The organism is Motilimonas pumila, assembly GCF_003596335.1.
GTDB lineage: Bacteria > Pseudomonadota > Gammaproteobacteria > Enterobacterales > CBDFNC01 > Motilimonas > Motilimonas pumila.
In genome coordinates this window covers 95734-120357 of sequence record NZ_QZCH01000005.1, presented here as the reverse complement: position 1 = coordinate 120357, position 24624 = coordinate 95734, and the positions used below count along the sequence as shown (strand labels likewise).

Below are 24624 nucleotides of genomic sequence, written 5' to 3'. Positions count from 1 at the left end.
AAACACTATGCGTTATGTGAGGGCTGCTCCTAGAAGGGAATCACTTGCGACCCTTATAGACAAAGTTTATGCTGGCCCTATCAAAGACCAAGGAATGCGTGCGTGCGTCAGATTCGAATCATACTCTTGCTATTACTGACCTGGGGTGGCTTTTTTTCCAGCGCCACATTGGCCGCCAATAACTTGCCCGAAATTGGCACGGCTGGGGCTAGCGCGTTAACCATTGAAAAAGAAATGCAATACGGCAAAGCTTTTTCCGTGATGGCCCGAGGGGGGCTACCCGTCCTAGACGATCCACTGCTCAATAATTATGTCATTGACCTAGGCCAAAAATTGGTAGCTAATGCCGACTCAGTGCGGTTTCCTTTTAATTTTTTTATTATTCAAAACAATGATATCAATGCCGCGGCATTTTTCGGCGGCTATATCAAAATTCACACTGGTTTGTTTTTATACGCAGATAACGAAAGCCAGCTGGCTTCTGTAGTCGCTCACGAAATTGCCCACGTTACCCAGCGTCACCTAGCCCGTATCATGGAAAGTCAAGCGCGCAATAACCCGGCGAATATGGCGGCTTTAGCGGGCGCACTATTGTTAACGTTGGTTTCTCCTGAAGCCGGTCTTGCCGCCCTGCAAACAACCTTAGCGCTAAATTTACAATCGAATATTAACTTTACCCGCACCCATGAATTTGAAGCCGATCGATTGGGCATACAAACCATGCAACGCAGTGGCTTTGATACCCGGGAAATGGGGAACTTTTTTGGCAAATTAGCGGCTAAATACCGCTATGTCAGTACACCGCCACAAATGTTACTGACCCACCCCCTTCCAGACACTCGCGTCACCGAATCACGAGCAAGGGCGGCACAATACAAGCCTCGAAACGTGCCCCCGAGTTTGCCTTTCCAGCTTTCTAAAGCTCGCATAGAAGTACGTTATTCCAATATGTCGGCAGAAGCCAGCCATAGCTTTTTTAGCAATCAGCTTAAAAATAAAAGCTACGCGTTAAAAGAGGCGGCATTATATGGCCAAGCCTTGGCCTTGATGGAGCAACAAAAATACTCGCAAGCAGATGTGATAATTGATCAATTGCTGGCGGCAGACAGCCGTAATTTATTTTATGTCGATGTCAAAACTGATTTAGACATATATCAAAAGCGCCACCAGCAAGCTGTTAACAGGTTACAAGGTTTTTATAAACAGCAACCTAAAAATCAAGTGGTTGCCATCAACCTGATCAATGCCGCGATGGAAGCCGGAGACTATGATTTAGCCCACAAAGTATTGTCACCTTTTTTACGGGAATACCCCAATCATGCCTTAGCATGGTCAATGGCAATCAAGGTTTATCAAGCCCGAGGTCAGTTGGGCAAAGCGTATCATGCCAGAGCAGAGTATTTAGCACTGCACGGCGACTTTAAAAAGGCCATTTCAGAGCTGCAAATAGCCATCGCCGAGACAGACGCAAAGCTTGAACGCGCGAGACTCGAAGCCAAAGTGGAACAATATAAAACCTCTCAAGCTTCATTGGATGCACTTAGGTCTTAGTTAATTCCATGCTTAGCCATCACTTGGTTTAAAGACGTTAAGGTTTGTTCGCCAACCAATACGTCTTGCACTTCTTGATTGGGGCCTAACAAATAGGTCGTGGGCAGTACTTTTGGGCGCTGTAGTGGAAAGTCATGCGAGATCACGCTGGCAAAAGGGAAGCTCACCTGCTTATTTTGATGACTTTGCCTAAGCCTGTCTAAACTCAAATCATCGTAACTTATCGCCAGCACTGCGACCTTATCTTGCTGTTTGGCAAAGGCGTCTAGTGCCGGTAACTCTTTGATACAAGGCTTACACCAGTCGGCGTAATAATTTACCAGTAACCAACGGCCCTGATAATCCGACAAGGCGGCCTTGTTGCCATCATGTATTTGTAATTGGGGTTCACTACAGGCCATAAGTAAGCCACTCAGTAAACTGGTGAGTATCCATTTCTTCATTACTACTAAACTCTATTCGCTTTGGTTACAATGTGCTGAAATCATCCATGGAGAGTCAGCATGTCACAGCTCAGTATTTATCACAATCCGCGTTGCTCTAAAAGCCGCCAAACCCTCGCTTTGCTGGAAGAGCAAGGTCTACAGCCTGAAATAGTGTTATACCTTCAAACGCCACCCGATGCGGCAACGTTAAAACACATTATTGCGCAATTGGGCTTTGATTCTGCACGCCAACTTATGCGTACTAAAGAAACACTTTACAAAGAGCTGGCCTTAAAAGATGTGACAGATGAAGCGATGTTACTTGATGCCATGAGTAATCACCCTAAATTGATTGAGCGCCCGATCGTCTTAAATAGCGGTAAAGCCGCCCTCGGCCGACCACCTGAGCAAGTGCTGGAAATTTTATAATGACCCAGCAGTTTAGAAAACTAGCGCTCTTCGGCTACTTTGGCTTATGGCTGTATATTCCTTTGTGGCACCTATGGCTATCACCGCCTAGTCTAGGTCTTGATCCCTGGTTTGTATTAAGCATTTGGTTAATTCCACTTATTTTCCCATTACGTGGATTATTAAAAGGCAACCCTTACACCTACGCATGGACCTGCTTTATAAGCTTGTGGTACTTCTTGCATAGCTTAACCATTATGGTGTCAGATCCTGCGGAGCGCTGGCTAGCGGTTGGTGAGTTTTTCTTAGCTGTCTGCTTTTTTTGCGGCTGCGCCTACTACGCAAAACATCGTGGTAGAGAGTTAGGTTTAAGTATTAGAAAGCCTAAAAATAAAGCGAAGCAATAATCTTGTTACAGAAAATACTGGGTTAAATGCCCAGTATTTCTTTTACAAAAGGGATGGTTAATTTACGCTGAGCAGCAATCGAAGCACTGTCTAGATGATCCAATGTCTTTAATAAGGTGCGCATTTCACGGCTTAACCGGTTCAATAAGAAGCGTCCCACGTCCACCGGCAATTTAAAACCTCTTAACTGGGCCCTCAGTTGCAGAGCACCCAATTTAGCTTCATCATCTAATGGGGTTATTCGGTAATTAGTGCCCCACTCTAACCTTGAAACTAAGTCGTTTAATTCTATACCAATGTTTTTCGGTGTATTGTCAGCGGTAAATAAAATACAGGTCGCAAAATCACGCTGAGCATTTAGCTCTATACAGCGGTTATACAAATCGAATAACGCCTGTTGCCAAGCAGGATGGCCGGCTATGCATTCTAGCGAATCGATACAAATCAGTGGCAAGTTTTCCATACCATCTAACATGCTAGGATCCATCATGTTCATCAGATCCAAAGGCACATAGGCAGCGGCAAGGCCAATCTCATTGGCTTCAGCACAGGTAGCGTGTAAAAGGTGTGAGCGGCCGTTACCCGGAGCGCCCCACAAATAAATGACTTCCTCGCCTTGCCCTGAACCCGCATTACGCAGCGCAGTTAACAGTTGCGCGTTATCGCCAGGATAAAAACTTGCAAAGGTTTCATCGTCAGGTAATTGCACCGATAGGGACAGTTGAGAGGGGTTTTGTTGTTCCACAAATACCACTTAGTAGCTGAAGATGTTGCACAGTGTAACACTGGCTAAATAAATGAGCAAAGGCGTTAAATTTCGCGTTTAACGCCCTGTCAAAGAGGCGAGATTAGTTCACTTTAGACCAGACCAAATGCAACGTATTACCGGCTTGATTACCCGGCTGAAACCGGTAGTCCAGCTCAATTGCTTGCTCTAAGGCGGCCCGAGTCCCTTGTAACTGCAACTTTAAGCCTATGCTATTGGCGGTTACCGATTGCGTGTTAGCCTGTTTTACCACAGTCAGACCGTTAAAAAATTGCTGAATTTTCACCACGTCAGCCATACCTTTAATATTAGTCACTTTCACGCTAATCATATTGTCTGTGGTAATTGGCTCATTGCTAATTGCGACGGCGTATTTGTCCGCATAAAACTGGCTGATTTGTGCAACCATTTGAGGAACGGCCGTTTTGCCTTCGCTGCTGCCTTGAGTTAAACCATGGGGCTGCGACATAGCGCCTCCCGCCAGTTGCCAGTTCAGTGTGACGTTACCCTTATCTTCCATTATTCTCACCATCACAAAGCCATTGGCTTGATAGCGCTGACTGGCATTTGCTACAGGTTGAAGAAAACGACCTCGTACATCCGCAGCGCTCACTTGCATCAAGTCATCCAGATCCAATAATGGTAAAGTGATCGGCAGTGCAAACTGTTGTGCTTGCCGTTTTAGTGACGTCATCAACTCAGGTTGTTGTAATTCTGCCACTAACTCACGTTGCCCGCCGCGTTCATCGACAAACCAAAAAACAGTGTTGGGACGATTAGAGCCCCACACCGCTAACTCAATTTGCTGCAAAACTTGCAGCACTTTTTCTTCAGAAAAGAAAATAGTTTGGCTACCTTCGCCCTGCTCCGTTTTTTCAACCCATTGCGCAACGTGTGGTAACAGAGCTTGAATGTCAGCTTGCTCATATGCGCTGTTCGACCCTGTGAGTTTAAGCAGCACTTTGGCAAATGCGGCTTGCTGAGTTGCTAGTTCAGATTCTGCGGGTGCCACCTCGGCTTGATAAAGCCCCTTCACCTCTAAGGCATGGACTTGAAATGTCATTAAAAGTGAAATAAAAACTAGAAAATACTGCTTCATGCTTTTCCCAGAATAGGTAATAAATTTCAGCGCCGAATAATGAACCATGCATGAAAAGAGAGCAAGTGCCGAGGTCAGGTTTCAGTACTTTTGCCATTCTATGATAAGGCAGTGTGACTAATTAAAGCCGATTCTTGGTAAGGAAAGATCATGACGGGGCAGATAAGGGACCTTGTTAGACTCAAATCCCCCGTTCGTATTCATCAAAAACGATTAACAAAATTGCTTAATTTGCGCTTTAGAAGTGGCCAGCATTTCTTTAACGTGCTTTTTGTGTATTTTCACGCCACCTACTTCATCAATATTCTCATCAAGAATTTGCTGACCAAAACGTTGCTTTTGTTTTGCCTTAGTGCATAAATCTGTCTCGATGCCTGATACTACTGAAGTATTTTGAGGGTCGGTGGCAGCAAAAGAAGTGGTGGAGTTTTTCTGCGTGCTCACTTTTTGTTCAACAGCATCAAGGACTGCAACAGGGGCAGGTGTCGCTGCGGCTTGCTGCGGTGCTACCACGTTAACCTCATTCACCTCAACTGTTTTGGATTGTCCCTTAATACGCGGTTGAGAGCTAAAGTGTACCGTACCGTTGGCGTCCGTCCATTGATAAACTTCAGCTTGTAATAATGGGGCAAGTGATAAGCTCAACACTAGCATCAACGATTGGCATAAGTACTTCATGATCTGCTCTCATATTAAGCCTAGCGTATTTCAACGAGGCAAGTTGGATGATTTATGAGCATGATATCAAGATTCAAAAAAGGTCACAAAATAATCAAACAAGAATTGATTACTGGTTCACAAGTTTTCTCGTATTGCGGCTAAAGCACTCGCCATAAATGTAACGCGCGAGTGCCCGCCGTGTTCATTACCGCCTTGGTAGAGCAAGGTTAAGGCCAATGGCCACCAGACCACATAAACTCACGCCTTGCAGGCTAAATGATCCTATGCCAAAAGCCATTCCACCGATGCCAAACACCAATACAATAGAAACAATGCAAAGGTTACGGGCATTTGATAAATCCACTTGGTGGCGAATCAGGGTATTTAATCCTACAGACGCGATAGTACCAAACAACAAGATCATAATGCCGCCCATGACAACCGGAGGCACCGTTTGCAACACCGCGCCAAACTTCCCAATAAACGCTAAGCAAATGGCAAAACCTGCTGCCCATGTCATCACTTTAGGGTTAAAGTTTTTGGTCAGCATTACCGCACCTGTTACCTCAGAATAAGTAGTATTAGGCGGTCCACCAAAACACGCGGCCGCGGTAGTCGCTAAACCATCGCCGAACAAGGTGCGATGTAATCCAGGTTTTTGCAGGTAGTCTTTCTTGGTCACGGAGCCAATCGCCAATATGTCGCCGACATGCTCAACCGCAGGTGCGATTGCCACTGGAATCATAAATAAAATGGCTCCCCAATGCAGCTCTGGGGCGACAAAATTTGGCACGCTAAACCAACTCGCGGCAGCGATGATGCTAAAATCTACCTGGCCAAATACAACGGCCAGGCCATACCCCACGAGTACCCCAGATAAAATCGGCACAAGTTTAAAAATGCCCTTGCCCACCGTCGACATAAGCAAAGTAGTCAACAACGCAGGAATGGAGATCATCAACGCCGTATTTTGCGCCATTAATTCTGTGCTGCCATCACCAGTCTTGCCTATGGCCATGTTAACGGCAAGCGGTGCAAGGCCAAGGCCTATCACCATGATCACAGGCCCAACCACAACTGGAGGAAGCAAACGGTGGATAAACTCAGAGCCACGAATGCGCACAAAACCCGCCATAACCATGTACATCACCCCTGCCACCATTAGACCGGACATGGTGGCGGCAATTCCCCACGTTTGTACGCCATACATAATCGGCGCAATAAATGCGAACGAGGAAGCCAAAAAAATCGGCACCATGCGTTTGGTGACCAGCTGAAACAATAGTGTACCTATGCCTGCTGTGAACATGGCCACATTGGGGTCGAGCCCGGTAATCAGGGGCATAAGAACCAAGGCTCCGAACGCCACAAACAGCATTTGGGAGCCCGCTATCGCTTGCTGCAATGGGCTTTGATCAAGCCAAGGTTGTTCGGTCTCAGAGGTTGAGTCCATGAGTGAATCCTTACTCAGTTACGGTTACCTGGAAAACTTACTTGGTGCCAAAAATTTTATCGCCCGCGTCGCCAAGGCCAGGCATAATATAGCCATGCTCGTTCAAACGCTCATCTATGGCCGCGGTATACAGTTCAATATCTGGATGCGCTTGTTCTAGCGCGGCCAAACCTTCTGGCGCTGCAACCAACACTAAGACTTTAATATTCTTACAACCCTTTTTCTTAAGTAAGTCCAAGGTAGCAATCATAGACCCGCCCGTTGCAAGCATAGGGTCAACCACCAGCGCCAAACGCTCGTCAATTTGACTGACTAACTTTTCAAAGTAAGACACAGGTTGAAGCGTTTCTTCATCACGGTAGATGCCCACCACGCTGACTTTTGCACTTGGCATGTGCTCTAATACCCCATCCATCATGCCTAATCCGGCGCGTAAAATAGGCACCACTGTGATTTTTTTGCCTTTGATTTGCTGAACCTGAATGTCACCCGCCCAACCTTGAATAGTGACAGTTTCCAAGGCTAAATCAGCCGTGGCCTCATAAGTCAGTAATGCAGACACTTCTCGTGCCAATTCGCGGAATCGTTTGGTGCTTATTTCAGCTTCTCGCATCAAACCCAGTTTATGCTGAATCAGCGGGTGTTTAACTTCACGTATCTGCATTTATTTCTCCGTCTCATTATAAAATGGCAAATTACTGAAAAATTGTAGCAAAAGCTGCTGGTCTCATAATTGATCATTAATAAAAATGCAGAATTATAGGCAGAAAAATTTTTGCTACCGCTGAGTGTCTGATAAAATGGCCGCGTTTTTTTCCTGTCATTGGTAAATTTTGCCTTTGACACCTCATATCTGGTTATTTTGGCGAGGGATCTCAGTGAGCAACGAAACCACTTCCTTAAGTTACAAAGACGCCGGCGTTGATATCGATGCTGGTAACGCTCTAGTAGAACGTATTAAAGGTGTGTCTAAGCGCACCAAACGACCTGAAGTATTGGGCGGTTTAGGTGGTTTTGGGGCATTGTGCCAACTGCCAACAGGCTACAAAGAGCCTTTGCTTGTTGCAGGCACCGACGGTGTTGGCACGAAATTGCGTTTGGCGATTGACCTAAAAAAACATGACACAGTAGGCATCGACTTAGTGGCGATGTGTGTTAACGACCTTATCGTACAGGGTGCAGAGCCATTATTCTTTCTTGATTATTACGCCACCGGTAAGCTAGACGTTGACGTTGCTGCAGCAGTTGTAACAGGTATTGGTGACGGTTGTGAACAATCTAACTGTTCATTGATTGGTGGCGAAACAGCTGAAATGCCAGGCATGTACGAAGGCGATGACTACGACATGGCCGGTTTTTGTGTCGGTGTAGTTGAAAAATCAGAAGTCATTGATGGCTCCAAAGTTGCTGCTGGCGATGCCTTAATCGCACTTGGTTCAAGTGGCCCGCACTCTAACGGTTACTCACTAGTACGTAAAATCCTAGAAGTGTCTGGCGCAGATCCAATGCAAGCTTTTGGCGATAATACCTTAGGCGAAACCTTGCTAGAGCCCACTCGTATATATGTGAAGTCTGTGCTTGAACTGATCAAACAAGCTGACGTACACGCACTTTCTCATATTACTGGCGGCGGCTTTTGGGAAAACATTCCTCGCGTATTACCCGCCAGTGCCAAGGCGGTGATCGATGGCAACAGCTGGCAGTGGCCAGAAGTTTTCAACTGGCTACAGCAAAACGGCAACGTTGAAACAGAAGAAATGTACCGCACGTTCAACTGTGGCGTAGGCATGGTGATTGCCGTGGCTGATGCTGACAAAGAAAAAGCGGTTGAGCTGCTTAATGCTCACGGCGAGCAAGCATGGGTGATTGGCCACATCGAAGATGCTAAAGACGGTGAGCCGCAAGTAGAAATTAACTAAGGTTAGCCATGAGCAAAAAAATACTCGTATTAATCTCTGGCTCTGGCAGTAATTTGCAAGCAGTGATTGATAAAGTGCACCTGAGTGATAACGCAGGGGAAGTGGTCGCGGTTATCAGTAATAAACCCGATGCTTTCGGTTTAACGCGCGCTCAGGAAGCCGGCATTGCTACAGACGTGGTAGTAAGCAAAGGCATTGCTAAGCGTGAAGAGTATGATGCATTGCTTGGTCAAGCTATCGATAAGTATCAACCTGATCTTATCGTATTAGCTGGCTTTATGCGGATTCTGACGCCGGATTTTGTCCGCCGTTATGCCGGTAAAATGCTGAATATTCATCCGTCTTTATTACCTAAATACCAAGGCTTACACACTCATCAGCGAGCTTTAGATGCTGGTGATGAAGCTCACGGCGCAAGCGTACATTTTGTCACTGAAGAGCTTGATGGTGGCCCTGTGATACTGCAGGCTAAAGTGCCGGTGTTTGAAGGCGATACTGCGGAAGATTTAGCGGCTCGAGTGCTGGATCAAGAGCACCGTATATACCCTCTGGCGGTACAATGGTTTGTTGCAGGGCGCTTGCAGATGCAAGACGGCAAAGCCTTGCTTGACCAACAAGTATTGAGTCCTGCTGGCTATGCTGCAGAATAGTAGCTGAAAGATAACCCAATAAAAAAACCTGCCATTGGCAGGTTTTTTTATCTGAAAATATTGAGCTTGGCTACAATAACTTTTCGCCCTGCTTAAAAACAGCAAACTCGCCGGGCTGCATTTTATGCCACACCTCGCCATCTGTTAGTGGGCGAGTCGCAATCACAGTGACAACGTCATTGGGAGTGGTCTCTTTTTGAAAATCTATCACTACGTCTTCATCAATCAAGCGCGCTTCTCCAAATGGCGCTCGCCGGGTGATCCAGTGCAGGTTATTACTGCAATAAGCCATCACATAATCGCCATCGGTCAATAGCATATTAAACACACCCTTTGCTCTTAACTGATCACAACACTGGGCAATGAATTTAAACACCGCCAGTTTGTTCGCAGGCTTACGGCGATATTTTTGACGCAGCTGATGTAAAATCCAGCAAAACGCTTTTTCACTGTCAGTTGCGCCGACAGGTATCGCGTCCCCTGTTTCAAGGGTTTTGTAGCCTGTGAGTTGGCCATTGTGGGCGTAGGTCCAGTTTCGGCCCCAAATTTCCCGGCTAAAAGGGTGAGTATTCTCTAAGCTCACCCCCCCCCGGTTCGCTTGGCGGATATGACTAATCACCGCTTCACTTTTAATGGGGTAAGCTTTTACCAGCTCGGCTATTTTTGACTCGCAACTTGGGTGAGGGTCCTTAAAACTACGGCACCCTTTTCCTTCATAAAAGGTAATGCCCCAGCCATCTTTGTGGGGGCCGGTTTCGCCGCCCCTCTTAACTAGGCCAGTGAAACTAAAACAAATATCTGTTGGTACATTGGCACTCATGCCCAATAACTCACACATATAACCTCGGTCTGCTCCTTAATGCTGCTAGCTTGAGCTTAAGCCATTTCTTTTTCAATTAGATAGATCAATATATGAATGATTTTAATATGCACTTCTTGAATTCTATCGGCATAACCAAAATGTGGCACTCGAATTTCAATATCGGCTAGTCCTGCCATTTTGCCACCGTCTTTGCCCGTGAGAGCAATGGTTTGCATGCCCTTACTTTTGGCGACATCTATCGCTTTAATTATATTTTCAGAGTTACCACTGGTGCTAAGACCGACTAACACATCACCTTTGCGGCCAACCCCAGCGACATAGCGAGAGAACACTTCAGCAAAGCCGTAATCGTTACTGACACAAGATAAATGGCTAGCATCAGAAATCGCGATCCCAGGTAATGAAGGTCGGTCATCTCGATAACGGCCGGTAAGCTCTTCAGCAAAGTGCATTGCGTCGCAGTGTGAACCGCCATTACCACAAGATAACACCTTACCTTCAGCCTTGAAGCTATCGGCTATCAATTTTGCCGCCGCTTCAATCTTTTGCATGTTCGCCGTATCTTGAATAAAAGCTTCAAGAACTTGCCCGGCTTGCGCTAATTCCGCTTTGATTAAATCTTGATACATCTGGGCTCCCATCGCAAAAAACAACATTCTGACACACATCATTTTATCTGCCTACGACAATTGTGCAATTTCAGAACTAACAGCTTGCAACTTCATCAAATTACATCTTAGCTTATACTGAGGTGGGTTATGTTAACGATGCTAGTTGTATTATTACTTTTTGTTTTTACTTTGGTTTTATGTGCATTAAAGCTATCGCTGTTAACTTGCAGCCTGTTGATGGGCGTGGCGCTTTTAGTCACTATATCACTGGATTTCTTACCTAGTTGGTTATGGCTGTTTTACTTATGCGGCTTTGTACTGCTGAACCATGGCTCACTTCGAAGGCAATATATCAGTCAGGGGCTGTTACAACTCTTTATTCGTTATAGTCATCATTGGCCAGCACCAGAGCCGACCAGTTTTAATACTTGGTTAGAGCAACCTTTAAGCACCGGGCGTTTGCGCTGGCAAGATTTATTCACCCTCAGTGCACCGCGCTTAAGCGCGGCGGAGCAAGCATTTTTAACTGGCCCAGTAGACAACCTTTGCCGCCTAAGCTTAATGCACCCCAGCAGTTTAAATAGCATTGCAAAGCCATGTTGGTCACTTATTCTACAACAAGGCTTCCTCAGGCTTTGTCCCGCCAAAGACATTGAGCAAACGGGCTACAGCTTGTATTTCTGTCATAAGGTGATCCAAAAAGTGGCCAACGCTGATATGCAACTTGCTGCGCACCTTGCATCACTTAATAGCTTGGATATCCAACAATGGACGCCAAATACTGACGCATCCCCGTCACAACCTTGGCATAATGACCCCGCTACTTGGCAAAGCTTTATTTTAGATGACGCTGAGCTAGCACTTTTACAACAAGGGAAGTCGCTTGAAAAGCCGTTACCCTGCCCTTTTTCACCGCAGTACTTGCTGTTAATTTATGCGCCTACTGATACGTCTTGTCGCCGACAAGCCTTCTTCGTTGAGGCCAGTAAGGTGGTAAGCGAAATCATTATTGAGCAAAAGCAAGACGAGTATTGGCTCAATATCTTGCAATTTCCGCATACAATCTTAACTTCACAAATGAAAAACACTGCGCCTTGGCAAAGGCTTCCCGAAGTGCAAAGCCATCAACTTTGGCAAGGTTTTCAAGCTAAACAACAGTTATTGCAAACTGCGCTGCAGTCAGCAGAAATGAAGCGCGCTTTACTGAAATACTTAGCGCAACAAGAAGATGATAAAGCGCAGGCTTTATTACAACGCCTTGTGCCTTATGAAGCCAGTATAATGATGACTTGTGTTGGCTTAGATAATGGCGAAAATGCGCCTTTGATTTGTGACTTATTGAATCGAATTGTTAAAAATACTCGACATGAAACAACAACGATGACACCTCAAAGCTATTTTCAGTATTTATATTGCTGTCATCCTTTTCTAACTCAAGAGTATTTAGCGTGTTGGCCCGATCCCGATATAACAGCGTTCGATAGCCACATTTTCTCTCACTACGGCTATAGTATGAGTCAGCTTATTTATGCCGCAAGATATCGATTTCGCCCCATTGGCAAATTTAAGGCAAAAGAGCTCAATTACTTTATTGCGGTTAAAAAGCTCTCTCACTTACAAGCCGTTTTAGGGGAATTGTTATTGTTTGGTCAACTAACGCCAAGCCAACAGCATTCTTTACAACAAAAATGTCTGCTGTTGTTGAGTAAAATCTACGAGCTTACCAGTTTGCTGCGTTGTAACTTACCCCCCGCAGTAACCTTTAGCGCCATGGATAAGTGCCTAAACGAAGTCGATTATTTGTTGCAAAATATTAAACACAATCTGCCTCTAGGCAGTATTCAGCAATTATTGTGTTATTGGGTAATACCTTCCCACAGTTTTATTCGCACCGAGTCAGATGATAACCAAGCAGCAATAAAAGCAGCATGCGCAAGCAGTAGTCGGTTTTATCGCGATCTCATTCAAGACGTCTTTGCCGAGGATAACGTCATTCGATAATCGATTGGCTGGTGATTAAGTCGTTCACATTGGCATACTCCAATAACAGCAACTAAATCATCACCTTGATAAAGCAGGCCTGTACGAGGACGAAGCCAAGGGGGAATACCAGCCCCTTGCAGCACTTTTTTCAAGCTTTGTTGACGCTTTTTGTATGGCGTGACCTTCATGTTTAAAGAGTGAGGGTACCTGAGTGTTAAAAGACAGTCTCCGGCCTTAACACCCAAAGAGTGCTCCCCTGCTTGTGAGTCAGAACTGTTTGGTTTGCAGGCTTTGGTCAAGCACAAAGTCAATCCATTAGCTAATGCAACGGTTTGATTAGGCATCACAGGTATGGGCTTGCTCGGGATCTCAGCAAGCGGCTCAACACAATATAGCCTTTGTTGATAGCGGCGAATGGAAAACTGCTTGAAATCCATCTCCGGCTCAGCAGATGTTGCCGCTTGAGCGACTTGTTGCCAAACCAGTTTAAGCCTTGCGGCCGCAGGGCAATGAAAGCCTTGCTGTTTCAGCCATAGCCGAATAATAGCCATACGCTGAGCGGGATTGCAGCTTGCTAGCTCAGCGATTAGCAAACTATTATCAGTGTATTGGCAACGATCAAGATCCATGGTTACATAATGCTCTAATAACGCTTGCTGTTCGCCGCAAAGCTCAGCACTTCTGGCCATGGTTTGCGATACTTGCGGCCAACGCGACTGTAACAGCGGCAACACTTCTAAACGCAAAAAGTTGCGGTCAAACCGTGTGCTTTGATTACTGTCATCTTCGACCCAATTTAATGCGTTAACCTGCGCATAAGCTTCTATTTGCTGCCGGGAACATGCCAATAAGGGCCGACAATGTTCGCCTTGGCCAAAAGATTTACACATTGGCATTGCCGCCAGTCCTGCTACGCCACTGCCTCGTTTTGCGGCAAGTAAGAAGCTTTCAACTTGATCGTCTTGATGTTGAGCGGTGAGCAATTGACCTCCGTCAGTCAAAGCGCTACCTAGCGCTTGGTATCTTGCCGCTCTGGCATTCGCTTCTAAGCTTTGCCGAGCGTGCTGAGGCACACTGACCTTGCTGATATGAAGCGGCACTTGCCACTGTCGACAAAGCTGTTGACAAAACTGTGCCCAATCGTGCGCATAAGCGCTTAAGCCATGATCAACATGCACCGCGGATAAAGTAAAACCTAACGAGTCTCTCAGCGAAACCAAAATATGCAACAACACCACTGAATCAACACCGCCACTCAGTGCTAGGCAGCGTTGCGGATTAGGGTGAGCTTGCAGCTGCTGTTTAACTTGACCGACGATGTCCGATGGTTGCGCCAAGGCTTTATCTCCTAATGAAATACCAGCTTGGTTTTCTTTGGCCCTAACAATTCAGCCAAGGCTTCAATTAACTCGTCGGTTGGCGTTACTCGCCACTGAGTGCCCAAAGTTAACTGTGCTTGGGCGCCAGGCCGCGTATAGTTGATTTGCAGAGGACACATTCCACCACTAAAAGGCATAATAATATCGCTAAATTGAGGGAAAAACTTATCATTGAGCTGACCGTGGTCAAGATTGAGCTGTAGCCCTTTGGCGTGCTTCTCTCTGGCTTCTGAAACGTCTAATACTTCCCTTGCGGTTAATTTCAAACCACCTGAAAAATCGTCATGGCTAACATGACCCGAGACCACTAAAATTTTATCTTTAACAAGCAAAGACTCGTATTGGTCAAACGCATCAGAAAATAGCATCACTTCTAAACGAGCGCTCTTATCGTCTAAGGTAAGCAGCCCCATCTTTTTACCTTTTTTAGTCATCATTACCCGCGTCGCAATCACCAAGCCCGAAGCGTTAGTATTTTTGCCTCGATCTGTAGCCACTAAATCCTTTAATCGTCCAGACGTGTAATGGCGTAACTCACTTAAGTACTGATTGATTGGGTGGCCCGTTAAATAAAGTCCTAAAGTGTCTTTTTCACCTTCAAGCCATACTTTATCGGTCCATTCAGGCACATTCGCAAAGGCATGCTGAATATCGTCAGGCTCGGTAGTCAGTACGCCAAATAAATCACTTTGGCCCTGAGCCTCTGCTTTCGCGTGTTGCACCGCCGCTTGCATCGCATCAGGTAACGTCGCCATTAACGCCGCGCGATGTGGGCCAAGTTTATCCATCGCTCCCGCCATGATCAGTTTTTCAAGTACCCGGCGGTTAATTTTCTTTAGATCAACCCGCGTACAAAAATCAAACAAGTCGTTAAATGTGCCACCTTGTTCTCGGGCGTCAATAATGGCTTCAATTGGCCCTTCACCTACGCCTTTAATTGCGCCTATGCCATAGATAATTTCACCTTGCTCAGACACGTTAAATTTGTACAAACCTAAATTCACGTCTGGGGGTAAAAGCGGCAGCCCCATGCGATCACATTCGTCCACTAGGGTAACGATTTTATCCGTGTTATCCATATCAGCAGACATTACTGCGGCCATAAAGTAAGCCGGATAATGGGTTTTCATCCACAGCGTTTGGTAAGACACCAAAGCATAAGCGGCAGAGTGTGATTTGTTAAAGCCGTAACCCGCGAACTTTTCAACTAAGTCAAAAATTTTCATGGCGAGCTCGCCATCAACGCCATTTTTGACCGCCCCCGCTTCAAAGCCGGCCCGTTGTTTGGCCATTTCCTCGGGTTTCTTTTTACCCATGGCGCGGCGAAGCATGTCTGCTCCACCTAAGGTATAGCCCGCAAGCACCTGGGCAATCTGCATAACCTGCTCTTGATACAAAATGATGCCGTAGGTCGGCTCAAGAATCGGTTGGAGTGACTCGTGCTGCCAGGTTGCATCCGGATACGAGACTTCCTCACGGCCATGCTTACGTTCGATAAAGTTGTCAACCATGCCTGATTGCAGCGGACCAGGTCGAAACAGCGCCACCAATGCGATCATATCTTCAAAACAATCGGGCTGAAGACGTTTAATAAGGTCTTTCATACCGCGAGATTCTAACTGGAACACCGCGGTGGTTTCTGAGTTTTGCAGCAACCTAAAACACGCGGGGTCAGCCACGTCTATTCTAGCGATATCTATGGTATCTTCACCACGCGCTTGCTTATGCACATTCGCCATATCAATCGCCCACTGCACTATGGTCAGAGTTCTCAAGCCTAAGAAATCAAACTTAACCAAGCCGGCGTATTCAACGTCATTTTTATCAAATTGAGTAACTGGAAAGTTACCTTCTGAATCACAATACAGCGGTGCAAAATCCGTAATGGTAGTCGGAGAGATCACCACACCACCGGCATGCTTACCGGCATTTCGAGTACAACCTTCTAATAAGCGACACATATCGATAAGATCGCGTACTTCTTCATCTTGATCGTACAACTCTGGCAATTTTGGCTCGGCGTCAAAAGCCTTTGCCAAGGTCATACCAGGATCGGGCGGGACCAATTTAGAAATACGATCCACAAAGCCATAAGGGTGTCCCAACACACGCCCAACATCACGTATAACGGCTTTAGCAGCCATGGTTCCAAAGGTGATAATTTGGGATACCGCGTCACGGCCATATAATTCGGCAACGTGGTCAATCACTTCATCACGACGGTCCATGCAAAAATCGATATCGAAATCGGGCATGGAAACACGCTCTGGGTTCAAAAATCGCTCAAAGAGCAGGTCAAATTCAAGCGGGTCGAGGTCGGTAATTTTTTGCGCATAAGCAACCAACGACCCCGCACCAGAGCCCCGTCCAGGCCCTACTGGAATATCATTATCTTTGCTCCACTGAATAAACTCCATTACGATCAGGAAATAGCCAGGGAAACCCATTTGGTTGATAACATCGAGTTCAATTTGCAGGCGCTCATCGTAAGGCTTTCTTTTTTCTGCAAAGTCTGGGCTATTACGATCGAACAAAAAGTCTAATCGTTCTTCCAGTCCTTCCCACGACACTTTACAGAAGAACTCTTCTATTGGCATGCCTTCCGTTGGGAAGTCAGGAAGAAAGTACTCCCCTAACCTTACCGTCACGTTACAACGCTTAGCAATAGCCACACTGTTTGCCAACGCCTCTGGGATATCGGCAAACAGTTCGCACATTTCTTGTTCAGATTTCAGGTATTGTTGCGGGCTGTATAATTTCGGGCGATTTTTATCTGCTAAGGTGTAGCCATCATGGATCGCGACACGTATTTCGTGAGCGTCAAACTTGTCTTGGTCTAGGATCACCACTTCATTGGTCGCGACAACAGGCAAGTCTTGCGCAAGCGCAAAATCAACCGCCATATGTAAGTAGACTTCTTCGTCTTGGCGTTCACTGCGCACAAGCTCAATATAAAAGCGATCAGGAAAGTGCGTTTTATAGAACTCACAACATTGCTGAGCAAGACTTTGATTGCCTTTGAGTAATGACTTACCTATGTCACCATCTTTGGCTCCTGACAACAGCAATACGCCCTTGTTGTATTTTGCTAACCAAGCTTTATCTAGCATAGGTTTGCCATTCACGTGACCACGCAAATAAGCTTGTGAGATGAGTAAGGTTACATTTTTATAGCCATCGTTATCCATTGCCAACGCCGTAACACGAAACGCTTCATCGCCAAGCTCATCACTTTGAACCCAAAAGTCAGCCCCGACGATGGGTTTGATGCCTGCATCATGGGCTGCGCCATAAAACTTAACCAAGCCACATAAATTGGTCTGGTCTGTTACCGCGATAGCAGGCATGCCTAATTCACTGGCTCGGTTTATGATCGGTTTGACTTTCGACAAACCATCAACCATTGAGAAATCACTGTGTACGCGCAGATGGATAAATTTAGGCTGATTCATAAGTTACCTTTTCAACGCATTTTGCACTGGTTTAAAACTTTTTCTGTGCCACTCGGTCGGTCCATATTGGGCAAGCGCTGCAAAATGGGCTTTTGTCGGATACCCTTTATGCTGAGCAAAACCATACTCTGGCAACTGCTCATCCAGCGTTTTCATATCTTGGTCTCGAATTACTTTAGCGATGATTGAAGCTGCGCTGATCTCAGCAACCCTTGAATCACCCTTTACGACAGCTTCTGCAGGCATGGCTAAATGCGGACAACGATTGCCATCAATAAACACAAAGCCAGGCTCTATACTCAGGTTTGCTACCGCTCGCTGCATAGCAAGCATAGTCGCATGTAAAATATTGATCTCATCAATTTCACGGGGAGATGCGCGGCCCACTCCAATGGCTAAAGCATGCTGCTGTATTTGTTCAAATAAAGCTAAGCGTTTCTTCTCACTTAACTTCTTCGAATCAGCTAAGCCAGAGATGGGGGCTTGAGGGTCCAATATTACCGCGGCGGTTACCACATCCCCTACCAAGGGCCCTCGACCCACTTCGTCGACACCTGCAACAATTTTTCCAGGTGGATATTTAATGGTATCCATGACACAACCTATTTAAAAAGAGAAAGGACTATTTTAACTCAAGCAGTTCGCAAACCGCAGTCGCAGCTTGTTCGTCAGCTTGGCAACGGATGCTTTGGTGTAACTCGGTGAAACGCTTTAAGAGTTGAGTGTTATCTTCTGCAATCAATTTATCCAGCTCCGTTACAATATTGTCTACGGTGCAATCGTATTGCAGCAATTCTGGCACTAATGGGCCATCGTGCAGTAAGTTAGGAAGAGACGCATATTTACTTTTTACCAAAGCTTTGGCTATGCGATAGGTAAGCCAGTTAACTCGATAAGCGACCACCATGGGGCATTTCGCGAGCATGGCTTCTAGTGAGGCCGTTCCTGACGCTAACAGTACATAATCAGCGGCCTGGAGCACTTGGCTCGCTTTGCCATCAACAACCGCGATTGTTAACTCTGGGGCATGTTGCTGCCATAACTGCTCAAACTGCTGCCTTCGAGTAGCATTAACCATAGGCACAACAAATTCGATTTCAGGATGGCGTTGTTTAATCACCTTAGCTGCTTGTAAAAAGTAAGGTGTTAGTAGCTCGACTTCCGCTTTGCGGCTTCCCGGTAAAATACCTAGGTACGGAGCGTTGCTTTTCAACCCTAATAAGGATCTATTATCCGCACTCTGAGGTTCGATAGGCAATCGTTCAGCTAAGGTATGACCAACAAATTTACACGGTACCTTAAATTTGTCGTAAAAAGCCTTTTCAAAAGGTAAGAAAGCCAGCACGAGATCCGTCGCTTTGGCAATCTTATGGATCCGCCATTGCTTCCAAGCCCAGACAGAAGGGCTGACATAATGAATGGTTTTAACTCCCGACTGTTTGAGTGTTAACTCAACATCAAGATTAAAGTCAGGGGCATCTACTCCGATAAAAATATCAGGAGGATTATCGAGAAAGTGCTGGGTTATTTGTTTTCGAATGGTCAAGATTCGACGTAACCGTCCCATGACTTCAACAAACCCCATCACTGACAGCTCTTCCATATTAAATAACGAGTGGCAGCCTTGTTGCACCATTTCTGGGCCAGCTATACCTTCAACATGAATATTAGGATGACGAGCTTTGAGGGATTTAATAAGGCCCGCGGCTAAGATGTCTCCGGACACCTCACCCGCGATGATACCTATACGAAGCGGTGCGCTCATATTAGCGCACAATTCCTCGGGTATTTGTGCTGATGAAATCCAGCATAGGTTGAACTTCTGGACTTTCTTTGACCATCTCTTCTAATAAAACACGCGCTTCATCCAAGGTATTACCATTACGGCAAATAATCTTAAATGCACGTTTAATCGCCATAATCTGACTGGAGCTAAATCCGCGGCGCTTTAACCCGACCGAGTTAATACCATGGGCTTCAGCGTAATTACCACTGGCCATCAAATAGGGCGGTACATCTTTGTTAACAGCAGAACAACCGCCAATCATGGCATGATCGCCAATCTTGCTAAATTGATGAATGGCTGACATGCCGCCAAAGATTACGTAATCGCCCATCTCAACATGTCCGGCTAACGTTGCATTATTAGCAAGGATACAGTGATCGCCAATAATACAGTCATGAGCAACGTGGGCATTCACCATAAATAAACAGTAGCTGCCAATTTTAGTCAGCCCCTGATCTTGCGTCGTACCGCGATGAATAGTGCAACTTTCACGAATGATATTGTGATCGCCAATTTCTAAATACGTTTGCTCGCCCGCGTATTTTAAATCTTGGCAATCTTCGCCCACGGTCGCAAATTGGAATATTTTGTTGTTCTGGCCAATTTTGGTATGGCCCTTTATAACAACATGCGGACCAATCCAAGTGCTCGCACCAATCTCGACATTCGCGCCGATAATTGAATAAGGCCCGATTTCTACGCCCTCTGCAATCACCGCACTATCATCAATAATGGCGGTCGGGTGAATAAGCTCATTGGCAATAGTCATTTACACTTCTCTTCTTGCACACATGATGTCAGCACTGCAAACAACCTCGCCTGCGACCTTGGCGGTACACGCAAATTTACCCATGCCACGACGCTCTTTGAGGTAATCTACAAATAATTCTAATTGGTCACCTGGCACCACAGGTTTGCGAAAACGCGCATTATCAATAGATGCTAAGAAGTACAACTCGTTGTCCTTTGGCTTACCGTAAGTTGCAAACGCAAGAATGCCAGTGGCTTGCGCCATAGCTTCAAGTATCATTACGCCTGGGAATACAGGTGTATTGGGAAAGTGTCCGGTAAACTGAGGTTCGTTAAATGACACGTTTTTAATGCCATGAAGGGTTTCACCAGATTTGTAATCTAATACACGATCAACCAAAAGAAAGGGGTATCTGTGAGGTAACAAGTCCATGATTTCTTGGATTTGTAATTGGTTTAATTCGTTACTCAAAATTTAGTCCTTAGCTTTACTGGCTAATTGTTTTTCTAATTCTTTGATGCGTTTATGCATGCTGTCTATGTTGAGTGTTCGCGCAGCTGTTTTACGCCACTCTTTATTCGGTTGCAGTGGGATACCTGACGAGTAAACACCAGGCTTATCAATCGGTCGTATCACCATGCTCATGCCGGTAATATGCACGTTATCGCAAATTTCCATGTGGCCATTTAGCACACTGGCACCGCCAACCATGCAGTTTTTACCAATTTTTAAACTGCCTGCAAAAGTGGCTGCACCGGCAATAGCGGTATTTTCGCCAATTTCACAATTGTGCGCTATTTGGCAAAGGTTATCGATAATAACGCCATCAGCGATGAGCGTGTCATCTAAAGCGCCGCGATCGATACAAGTATTAGCGCCAATCTCAACCCTGTCACCAATTAACACTGTGCCTAGTTGAGGTATTTTAACCCAGCGGCCTTTTTCATTAGCGTAACCAAAACCATCAGCGCCAATCACTGTGCCACTTTGAATGCAACAAGAGTGGCCAATCACCACTTCATGATAGATAGATACGTTGGCCCAAATGCGGCCATTTTCGCCAATTTTAGTATTTTTACCAATGAAACAGCCCGCGCCAATTTCGGTATTCGCGCCGATCTCAACACCTGACTCAATGACCGCGTTCGCACCAACCACGACGCCACTGCCCAACTTGGCCGTTTTATCGATCACAGCAGTGGGGGCAATGTCTTTTGCAGGCGCGGGAGTGGTATCAAGCAACTGAGTGGCAAGCGCAAACCCTAAATAAGGGTTGCTCATGACCAAAGCAGTTCCTTCAAAACCTTCTGCGTGTTCAGGTTTTAAGATAACCGCACCAAAATCAACAACATCAAGCTGTTTGAGGTACTTTTCATCAACCACAAAGATAACCGCATCTTTACTCGATTTAGCAAAAGAGCTGACTCTGGAAACGATATGCTCATCGTTTCCAGCAACCGTTGCGCCAATTTTGTTGGCTAATTCGGCTAACGAAATGTTATGCACGCTTATTTTCTCTTACCGATTTCAGCGACAACCTTGTCAGAGATATTCAAGCTAGGCTTAGCAAACACTGCTGCTTCACCATTTACAACAAGATCGTAACCTTCACGCTTAGCAATCGCTTCGATTGCTTTCACGACTTTCTCACGCATTTTGTTTTGTTCTTCAGCTTGACGACGACGGTTATCCTCTTCAAACGCTTTCAGCTTAAGTTGGTAATCTGCCACCAAGCTTTGAATTTCACGAGACAGCTTAGTTTTGTCTTTGTCAGACATTAATGCGCCATCACGCTTTTCTTTTTCTTGCTTAGATTTAATTTTTTTCTCTAACGATTTCATCTCGTTAATACGAGGCTGAAATTCTTTTTTCAGCTTGTTGATAATTTGATCTTTCTGAGGCATTTGCTGAAAGATTTCATTCGGGAAAACAACCGCGATTTTGTCAGCTGCCATTGCAACACTTGAAAATGAACCGGCAATCAATGCCAAACTTAAACTGGCAGCTTTAAATAACTTTTTCAACGCTTTGCTCCTTAACAATTAAAAGGTTTGCCCAATATTAAACGAGAATACTTCTGTTTTGTCGCCATCGTATTCTTTCAATGGTTGGGAAAGTGTAAATACTAACGGGCCCATAGGTGAAATCCACTGAACTTGAACGCCCGCTGAAACTCTCACTCGGCCTGGCTTAGAGTAATCCCCAAGGTAGTTACAATTGTAGCTACAGTAATCAGGATTAGCCCAATCAGGATTAAACTCGGTATCCCAGGTTTCACCCGCATCAACAAATAAGCTAGTTCTTACCTGACGCGTATAGGCTTCATCTAAAAATGGGGTTGGTACTATAAACTCAGCACTTAAGGTGTATACAGCGTTACCACCGACAGAATCATCGGTCGCCACTATGCTGTTATTGCCGTTATTGTGGTTGTTGTGTAAGGCCTTCGGTCCCACGGTATTGCTCTTAAAGCCGCGAATCGTAGAAAAACCGCCGGCATAAAAGTTTTCAAAGAAAGGTAAGATTTGGTCATTACCATCTATATCACCATAACCATTACCGTAACCTGCTGTACCGCGTACTAAAAAGCTCCAATCACCGTCTTCTGAGAGTCTGAAATAGTTTCTAAGTTCATATTTAATTTTAAAATATTGTAAATCAGAGCCTGGTGTAGTGACTTTACCAGACAAAGACTGGTACGAACCAGAAGTAGCGAACTGACCTCTATCAAGGGTGTTACGTGTCCAACTACCGGTAAAATCTATCGTATCAAAAGTTACCGAGCCGTTATCTTCTACCTGACTTTCATAAATATCCCAGAACTGCTGTATTTGCAAATAAGCCTTTAACTGTGAGATTTTATTTCGCTCATAACCTACGCCAAAATTCAAACGGTTATATTCATTGACAGGAAAGCCTAAGGTACCCCTGATACCGTAAGTCGTATTGTTATAATCAACAATGTTGGCTTCAGCAGCTTCAAAGTCGGTATAGAAAATACGCCCACCCAAGCTGACCCCGTCTTTGGTAAAATACGGATTGGTAAAGTTGATATCAGCATTTTTAGAGTAATCATTGGTGGAAGCATTAAAGCCCACTTTATTACCCGAGCCTAAGAAGTTACTTTGCTGCACACCTGCTGATAGGCTTAAACCAGATTCAGTACCGTAACCAATACCGGCATTAATAGACCCTGCGGCTTGCTCTTTTACAGTCACATCAACGTCTACTAAATCTTCACGGCCAGGAACCCGCACAGTGTTAATATCAACCGTTTCAAAGTAACCGAGTCGATTTAAGCGCCCTCTTGATAGCTCAATATTTTCACTGGATAACCAACTGCTCTCCATTTGACGCATTTCTCGCCGAAGTACCACGTCTTTAGTTTCTTGGTTACCCGAGATATTAATACGGCGCACATAAATGCGTTTTCCAGGGTCGACTGAGACGGTTAATGAAACCGTCTTATCATCATCGTTGATTTGCGGGTAAGTAGTAACCTTAGGATAAGCATATCCGTGACGCCCCAGAAATTTGCTAATACTCTCTTCTACACTCCGTACGTCTGCGCCCGAATAAATATCGCCAGCGCTAACAGCAACCAACTGATTTATATCATCATCTTTTCCAAGTAGGTCACCGCTTAAAGTAACATCTTTAACCGTAAACTGTTCGCCCTCTTCCACATTCACCGTGATGTAGATACCTTTTCGGTCCGGGGTCATCGATACTTGGGTATCATCGATATTAACCTGAATATAACCGCGATCAAGGTAATAGCTACGGATGGTTTCTAAGTCACCGGCCAACTTTTGTTTTTGATATTTATTGTCTGCTAAAAAGTTCCACCAAGGCGCACTGTCGGTGAGCTCGATCTGCTTTATTAGATCTTCTTCGGCAAATAAGGTATTACCAATAATGTTTATTTGCTGAATCTCGGCGCTACGGCCCTCTACAAATTCAAAAGTAAGGTCTACCCGGTTACGAGGCAAAGCCGTAACAACAGCGGTAACTTGAGCCCCATACTTACCTACACTGTGATAAAAATCTTCTAAGCTCTTTTCAATATTCGCTAACGAGGTACGGTCAAGAGCATCACCAACGCGCACATTGGCAGCATCGAGTGTTTCTTGCAGCTGCTCTTCTTTGATGGCTTTGTTACCAGAAAGCTCGATATTGTTAATGGTGGGCCGCTCTAGTACCTTGAGGATGAGTTGGCCATCATCACGAAACACGGTAATGTCTTCAAAGTTGCCCGAACGATACAGGCTTTTAACCGCTTGAGACAGGGTAAAAGAGTCAACTTCATCGCCAACGCGAATAGGTAAATTCAACAAGGCCGCACCTAAGGTAACACGCTGCAGGCCTTCAAGCTTGATATCTTCAACAGTGAACACTTCAGCCATAACAGACTGAGACAGCAAGCATGCGCCCGCGACTAAGCTTGGAGCAAAAAATCTACGTTTAGCCATTTTGTTATTATTCTTCCTTTAAACCTTTA

At 45.4% G+C, this 24624-nt stretch carries 23 protein-coding genes; 6 read left to right on the top strand and 17 right to left on the bottom strand.

Features of this window, described 5'->3' with window-relative positions:
* Positions 1–102 precede the first annotated feature (102 nt).
* A complete protein-coding gene (gene bepA / locus D1Z90_RS06925; RefSeq protein ID WP_232525211.1) occupies positions 103–1551 on the top strand; it encodes a beta-barrel assembly-enhancing protease in 1449 nt (482 codons plus the stop codon).
* Here bepA and D1Z90_RS06920 read toward each other — a convergent pair.
* Positions 1548–1994 carry a TlpA family protein disulfide reductase gene (locus D1Z90_RS06920; RefSeq protein WP_119910021.1) on the bottom strand — a complete coding sequence of 149 codons (447 nt, stop codon included), beginning with the start codon at positions 1992–1994 and terminating at the stop codon, positions 1548–1550. The two genes, bepA and D1Z90_RS06920, sit on opposite strands and share 4 nt — an antisense overlap.
* A gap of 60 nt (positions 1995–2054) precedes the next feature.
* On the opposite strand from D1Z90_RS06920, the gene arsC reads away from it, so the two are divergent.
* The gene (gene arsC, locus D1Z90_RS06915; RefSeq protein WP_119910020.1) at positions 2055–2405 is read left to right on the top strand and encodes an arsenate reductase (glutaredoxin); all 351 of its coding nucleotides are present in this window, start codon (positions 2055–2057) and stop codon (positions 2403–2405) included.
* Positions 2405–2791 carry a DUF2069 domain-containing protein gene (locus tag D1Z90_RS06910; RefSeq protein WP_198419068.1) on the top strand — a complete coding sequence of 129 codons (387 nt, stop codon included), beginning with the start codon at positions 2405–2407 and terminating at the stop codon, positions 2789–2791. The genes arsC and D1Z90_RS06910 overlap by 1 nt, the downstream gene beginning before the upstream one ends.
* A 22-nt stretch (positions 2792–2813) precedes the next feature.
* Here the strand turns inward: D1Z90_RS06910 and hda are convergent, their stop codons facing one another.
* The 5 genes from hda to upp form a co-directional block, all read right to left on the bottom strand.
* A complete protein-coding gene (hda, locus tag D1Z90_RS06905; RefSeq protein WP_198419067.1) occupies positions 2814–3536 on the bottom strand; it encodes a DnaA inactivator Hda in 723 nt (240 codons plus the stop codon).
* 103 nt (positions 3537–3639) lie between these two features.
* Positions 3640–4656, bottom strand: a complete 1017-nt coding sequence (locus tag D1Z90_RS06900; protein ID WP_158587072.1) for a DUF2066 domain-containing protein — start codon at positions 4654–4656, stop codon at positions 3640–3642.
* A 213-nt stretch (positions 4657–4869) separates the two neighbouring features.
* Complete coding sequence (locus tag D1Z90_RS06895; RefSeq protein WP_119910016.1) at positions 4870–5334, bottom strand: DUF4124 domain-containing protein; 465 nt, start codon at positions 5332–5334, stop codon at positions 4870–4872.
* 187 nt (positions 5335–5521) lie between these two features.
* Positions 5522–6769, bottom strand: coding sequence for a uracil-xanthine permease family protein (locus tag D1Z90_RS06890; protein WP_119910015.1), 1248 nt, complete (start codon positions 6767–6769; stop codon positions 5522–5524).
* A gap of 37 nt (positions 6770–6806) precedes the next feature.
* Positions 6807–7433 (bottom strand): uracil phosphoribosyltransferase, encoded by a 627-nt coding sequence (gene upp, locus D1Z90_RS06885; RefSeq protein WP_119910014.1) that lies wholly within the window; start codon positions 7431–7433, stop codon positions 6807–6809.
* A 214-nt stretch (positions 7434–7647) separates the two neighbouring features.
* Between upp and purM the strand changes: the two genes are divergently transcribed.
* Both purM and purN read left to right on the top strand, forming a co-directional pair.
* Complete coding sequence (gene purM, locus D1Z90_RS06880) at positions 7648–8688, top strand: phosphoribosylformylglycinamidine cyclo-ligase (protein ID WP_119910013.1); 1041 nt, start codon at positions 7648–7650, stop codon at positions 8686–8688.
* 8 nt (positions 8689–8696) lie between these two features.
* Positions 8697–9338: a phosphoribosylglycinamide formyltransferase gene (gene purN / locus D1Z90_RS06875; protein WP_119910012.1), complete on the top strand. Its 642-nt coding sequence runs from the start codon at positions 8697–8699 to the stop codon at positions 9336–9338.
* A 70-nt stretch (positions 9339–9408) separates the two neighbouring features.
* Here purN and D1Z90_RS06870 read toward each other — a convergent pair whose 3' ends face one another.
* Together D1Z90_RS06870 and lpcA are read right to left on the bottom strand one after the other, a co-directional pair.
* Complete coding sequence (locus tag D1Z90_RS06870; protein ID WP_119910011.1) at positions 9409–10176, bottom strand: class II glutamine amidotransferase; 768 nt, start codon at positions 10174–10176, stop codon at positions 9409–9411.
* 38 nt (positions 10177–10214) lie between these two features.
* Positions 10215–10790 (bottom strand): D-sedoheptulose 7-phosphate isomerase, encoded by a 576-nt coding sequence (lpcA, locus tag D1Z90_RS06865; protein WP_119910056.1) that lies wholly within the window; start codon positions 10788–10790, stop codon positions 10215–10217.
* Between the two features lie 129 nt (positions 10791–10919).
* Between lpcA and D1Z90_RS06860 the strand changes: the two genes are divergently transcribed.
* Complete coding sequence (locus D1Z90_RS06860) at positions 10920–12773, top strand: acyl-CoA dehydrogenase domain-containing protein (protein WP_119910010.1); 1854 nt, start codon at positions 10920–10922, stop codon at positions 12771–12773.
* Here the strand turns inward: D1Z90_RS06860 and tilS are convergent.
* Genes tilS through bamA form a run of 9 tightly spaced genes read right to left on the bottom strand, consistent with a single transcriptional unit; the run spans position 12737 to position 24595 of the window.
* Entirely contained in the window at positions 12737–14092 is a 1356-nt protein-coding gene (gene tilS / locus D1Z90_RS06855) for a tRNA lysidine(34) synthetase TilS (protein WP_119910009.1), read from the bottom strand. The two genes, D1Z90_RS06860 and tilS, sit on opposite strands and share 37 nt — an antisense overlap.
* Positions 14093–14103: 11 nt before the next feature.
* The gene (gene dnaE / locus D1Z90_RS06850; RefSeq protein ID WP_119910008.1) at positions 14104–17586 is read right to left on the bottom strand and encodes a DNA polymerase III subunit alpha; all 3483 of its coding nucleotides are present in this window, start codon (positions 17584–17586) and stop codon (positions 14104–14106) included.
* A gap of 3 nt (positions 17587–17589) precedes the next feature.
* The gene (gene rnhB, locus D1Z90_RS06845; protein ID WP_119910007.1) at positions 17590–18180 is read right to left on the bottom strand and encodes a ribonuclease HII; all 591 of its coding nucleotides are present in this window, start codon (positions 18178–18180) and stop codon (positions 17590–17592) included.
* A gap of 28 nt (positions 18181–18208) precedes the next feature.
* A complete protein-coding gene (lpxB, locus tag D1Z90_RS06840; RefSeq protein ID WP_119910006.1) occupies positions 18209–19351 on the bottom strand; it encodes a lipid-A-disaccharide synthase in 1143 nt (380 codons plus the stop codon).
* 1 nt (position 19352) lies between these two features.
* Positions 19353–20141 (bottom strand): acyl-ACP--UDP-N-acetylglucosamine O-acyltransferase, encoded by a 789-nt coding sequence (gene lpxA / locus D1Z90_RS06835; RefSeq protein ID WP_119910005.1) that lies wholly within the window; start codon positions 20139–20141, stop codon positions 19353–19355.
* A complete protein-coding gene (fabZ, locus tag D1Z90_RS06830) occupies positions 20142–20594 on the bottom strand; it encodes a 3-hydroxyacyl-ACP dehydratase FabZ (protein ID WP_119910004.1) in 453 nt (150 codons plus the stop codon).
* A 3-nt stretch (positions 20595–20597) separates the two neighbouring features.
* Positions 20598–21629 carry a UDP-3-O-(3-hydroxymyristoyl)glucosamine N-acyltransferase gene (gene lpxD / locus D1Z90_RS06825; RefSeq protein WP_119910003.1) on the bottom strand — a complete coding sequence of 344 codons (1032 nt, stop codon included), beginning with the start codon at positions 21627–21629 and terminating at the stop codon, positions 20598–20600.
* A 2-nt stretch (positions 21630–21631) separates the two neighbouring features.
* Positions 21632–22147, bottom strand: coding sequence for an OmpH/Skp family outer membrane protein (locus D1Z90_RS06820; RefSeq protein WP_119910002.1), 516 nt, complete (start codon positions 22145–22147; stop codon positions 21632–21634).
* Positions 22148–22165: 18 nt separating this feature from the next.
* On the bottom strand, positions 22166–24595 hold the full coding sequence (gene bamA, locus D1Z90_RS06815; RefSeq protein ID WP_119910001.1) for an outer membrane protein assembly factor BamA: 2430 nt from the start codon (positions 24593–24595) through the stop codon (positions 22166–22168).
* Positions 24596–24624: the final 29 nt, after the last annotated feature.

What these genes read in the sequence shown, in the direction of transcription:
- D1Z90_RS06920 (WP_119910021.1), bottom strand. Translation starts at nt 1,994, where the DNA reads ATGAAGAAATGGATACTCACCAGTTTACTGAGTGGCTTACTTATGGCC.
- arsC (WP_119910020.1), top strand. Translation starts at nt 2,055, where the DNA reads ATGTCACAGCTCAGTATTTATCACAATCCGCGTTGCTCTAAAAGCCGC.
- D1Z90_RS06910 (WP_198419068.1), top strand. Translation starts at nt 2,405, where the DNA reads ATGACCCAGCAGTTTAGAAAACTAGCGCTCTTCGGCTACTTTGGCTTA.
- D1Z90_RS06900 (WP_158587072.1), bottom strand. Translation starts at nt 4,656, where the DNA reads ATGAAGCAGTATTTTCTAGTTTTTATTTCACTTTTAATGACATTTCAA.
- D1Z90_RS06895 (WP_119910016.1), bottom strand. Translation starts at nt 5,334, where the DNA reads ATGAAGTACTTATGCCAATCGTTGATGCTAGTGTTGAGCTTATCACTT.
- D1Z90_RS06890 (WP_119910015.1), bottom strand. Translation starts at nt 6,769, where the DNA reads ATGGACTCAACCTCTGAGACCGAACAACCTTGGCTTGATCAAAGCCCA.
- upp (WP_119910014.1), bottom strand. Translation starts at nt 7,433, where the DNA reads ATGCAGATACGTGAAGTTAAACACCCGCTGATTCAGCATAAACTGGGT.
- purN (WP_119910012.1), top strand. Translation starts at nt 8,697, where the DNA reads ATGAGCAAAAAAATACTCGTATTAATCTCTGGCTCTGGCAGTAATTTG.
- D1Z90_RS06870 (WP_119910011.1), bottom strand. Translation starts at nt 10,176, where the DNA reads ATGTGTGAGTTATTGGGCATGAGTGCCAATGTACCAACAGATATTTGT.
- lpcA (WP_119910056.1), bottom strand. Translation starts at nt 10,790, where the DNA reads ATGTATCAAGATTTAATCAAAGCGGAATTAGCGCAAGCCGGGCAAGTT.
- D1Z90_RS06860 (WP_119910010.1), top strand. Translation starts at nt 10,920, where the DNA reads ATGTTAACGATGCTAGTTGTATTATTACTTTTTGTTTTTACTTTGGTT.
- dnaE (WP_119910008.1), bottom strand. Translation starts at nt 17,586, where the DNA reads ATGAATCAGCCTAAATTTATCCATCTGCGCGTACACAGTGATTTCTCA.
- rnhB (WP_119910007.1), bottom strand. Translation starts at nt 18,180, where the DNA reads ATGGATACCATTAAATATCCACCTGGAAAAATTGTTGCAGGTGTCGAC.
- lpxB (WP_119910006.1), bottom strand. Translation starts at nt 19,351, where the DNA reads ATGAGCGCACCGCTTCGTATAGGTATCATCGCGGGTGAGGTGTCCGGA.
- lpxA (WP_119910005.1), bottom strand. Translation starts at nt 20,141, where the DNA reads ATGACTATTGCCAATGAGCTTATTCACCCGACCGCCATTATTGATGAT.
- bamA (WP_119910001.1), bottom strand. Translation starts at nt 24,595, where the DNA reads ATGGCTAAACGTAGATTTTTTGCTCCAAGCTTAGTCGCGGGCGCATGC.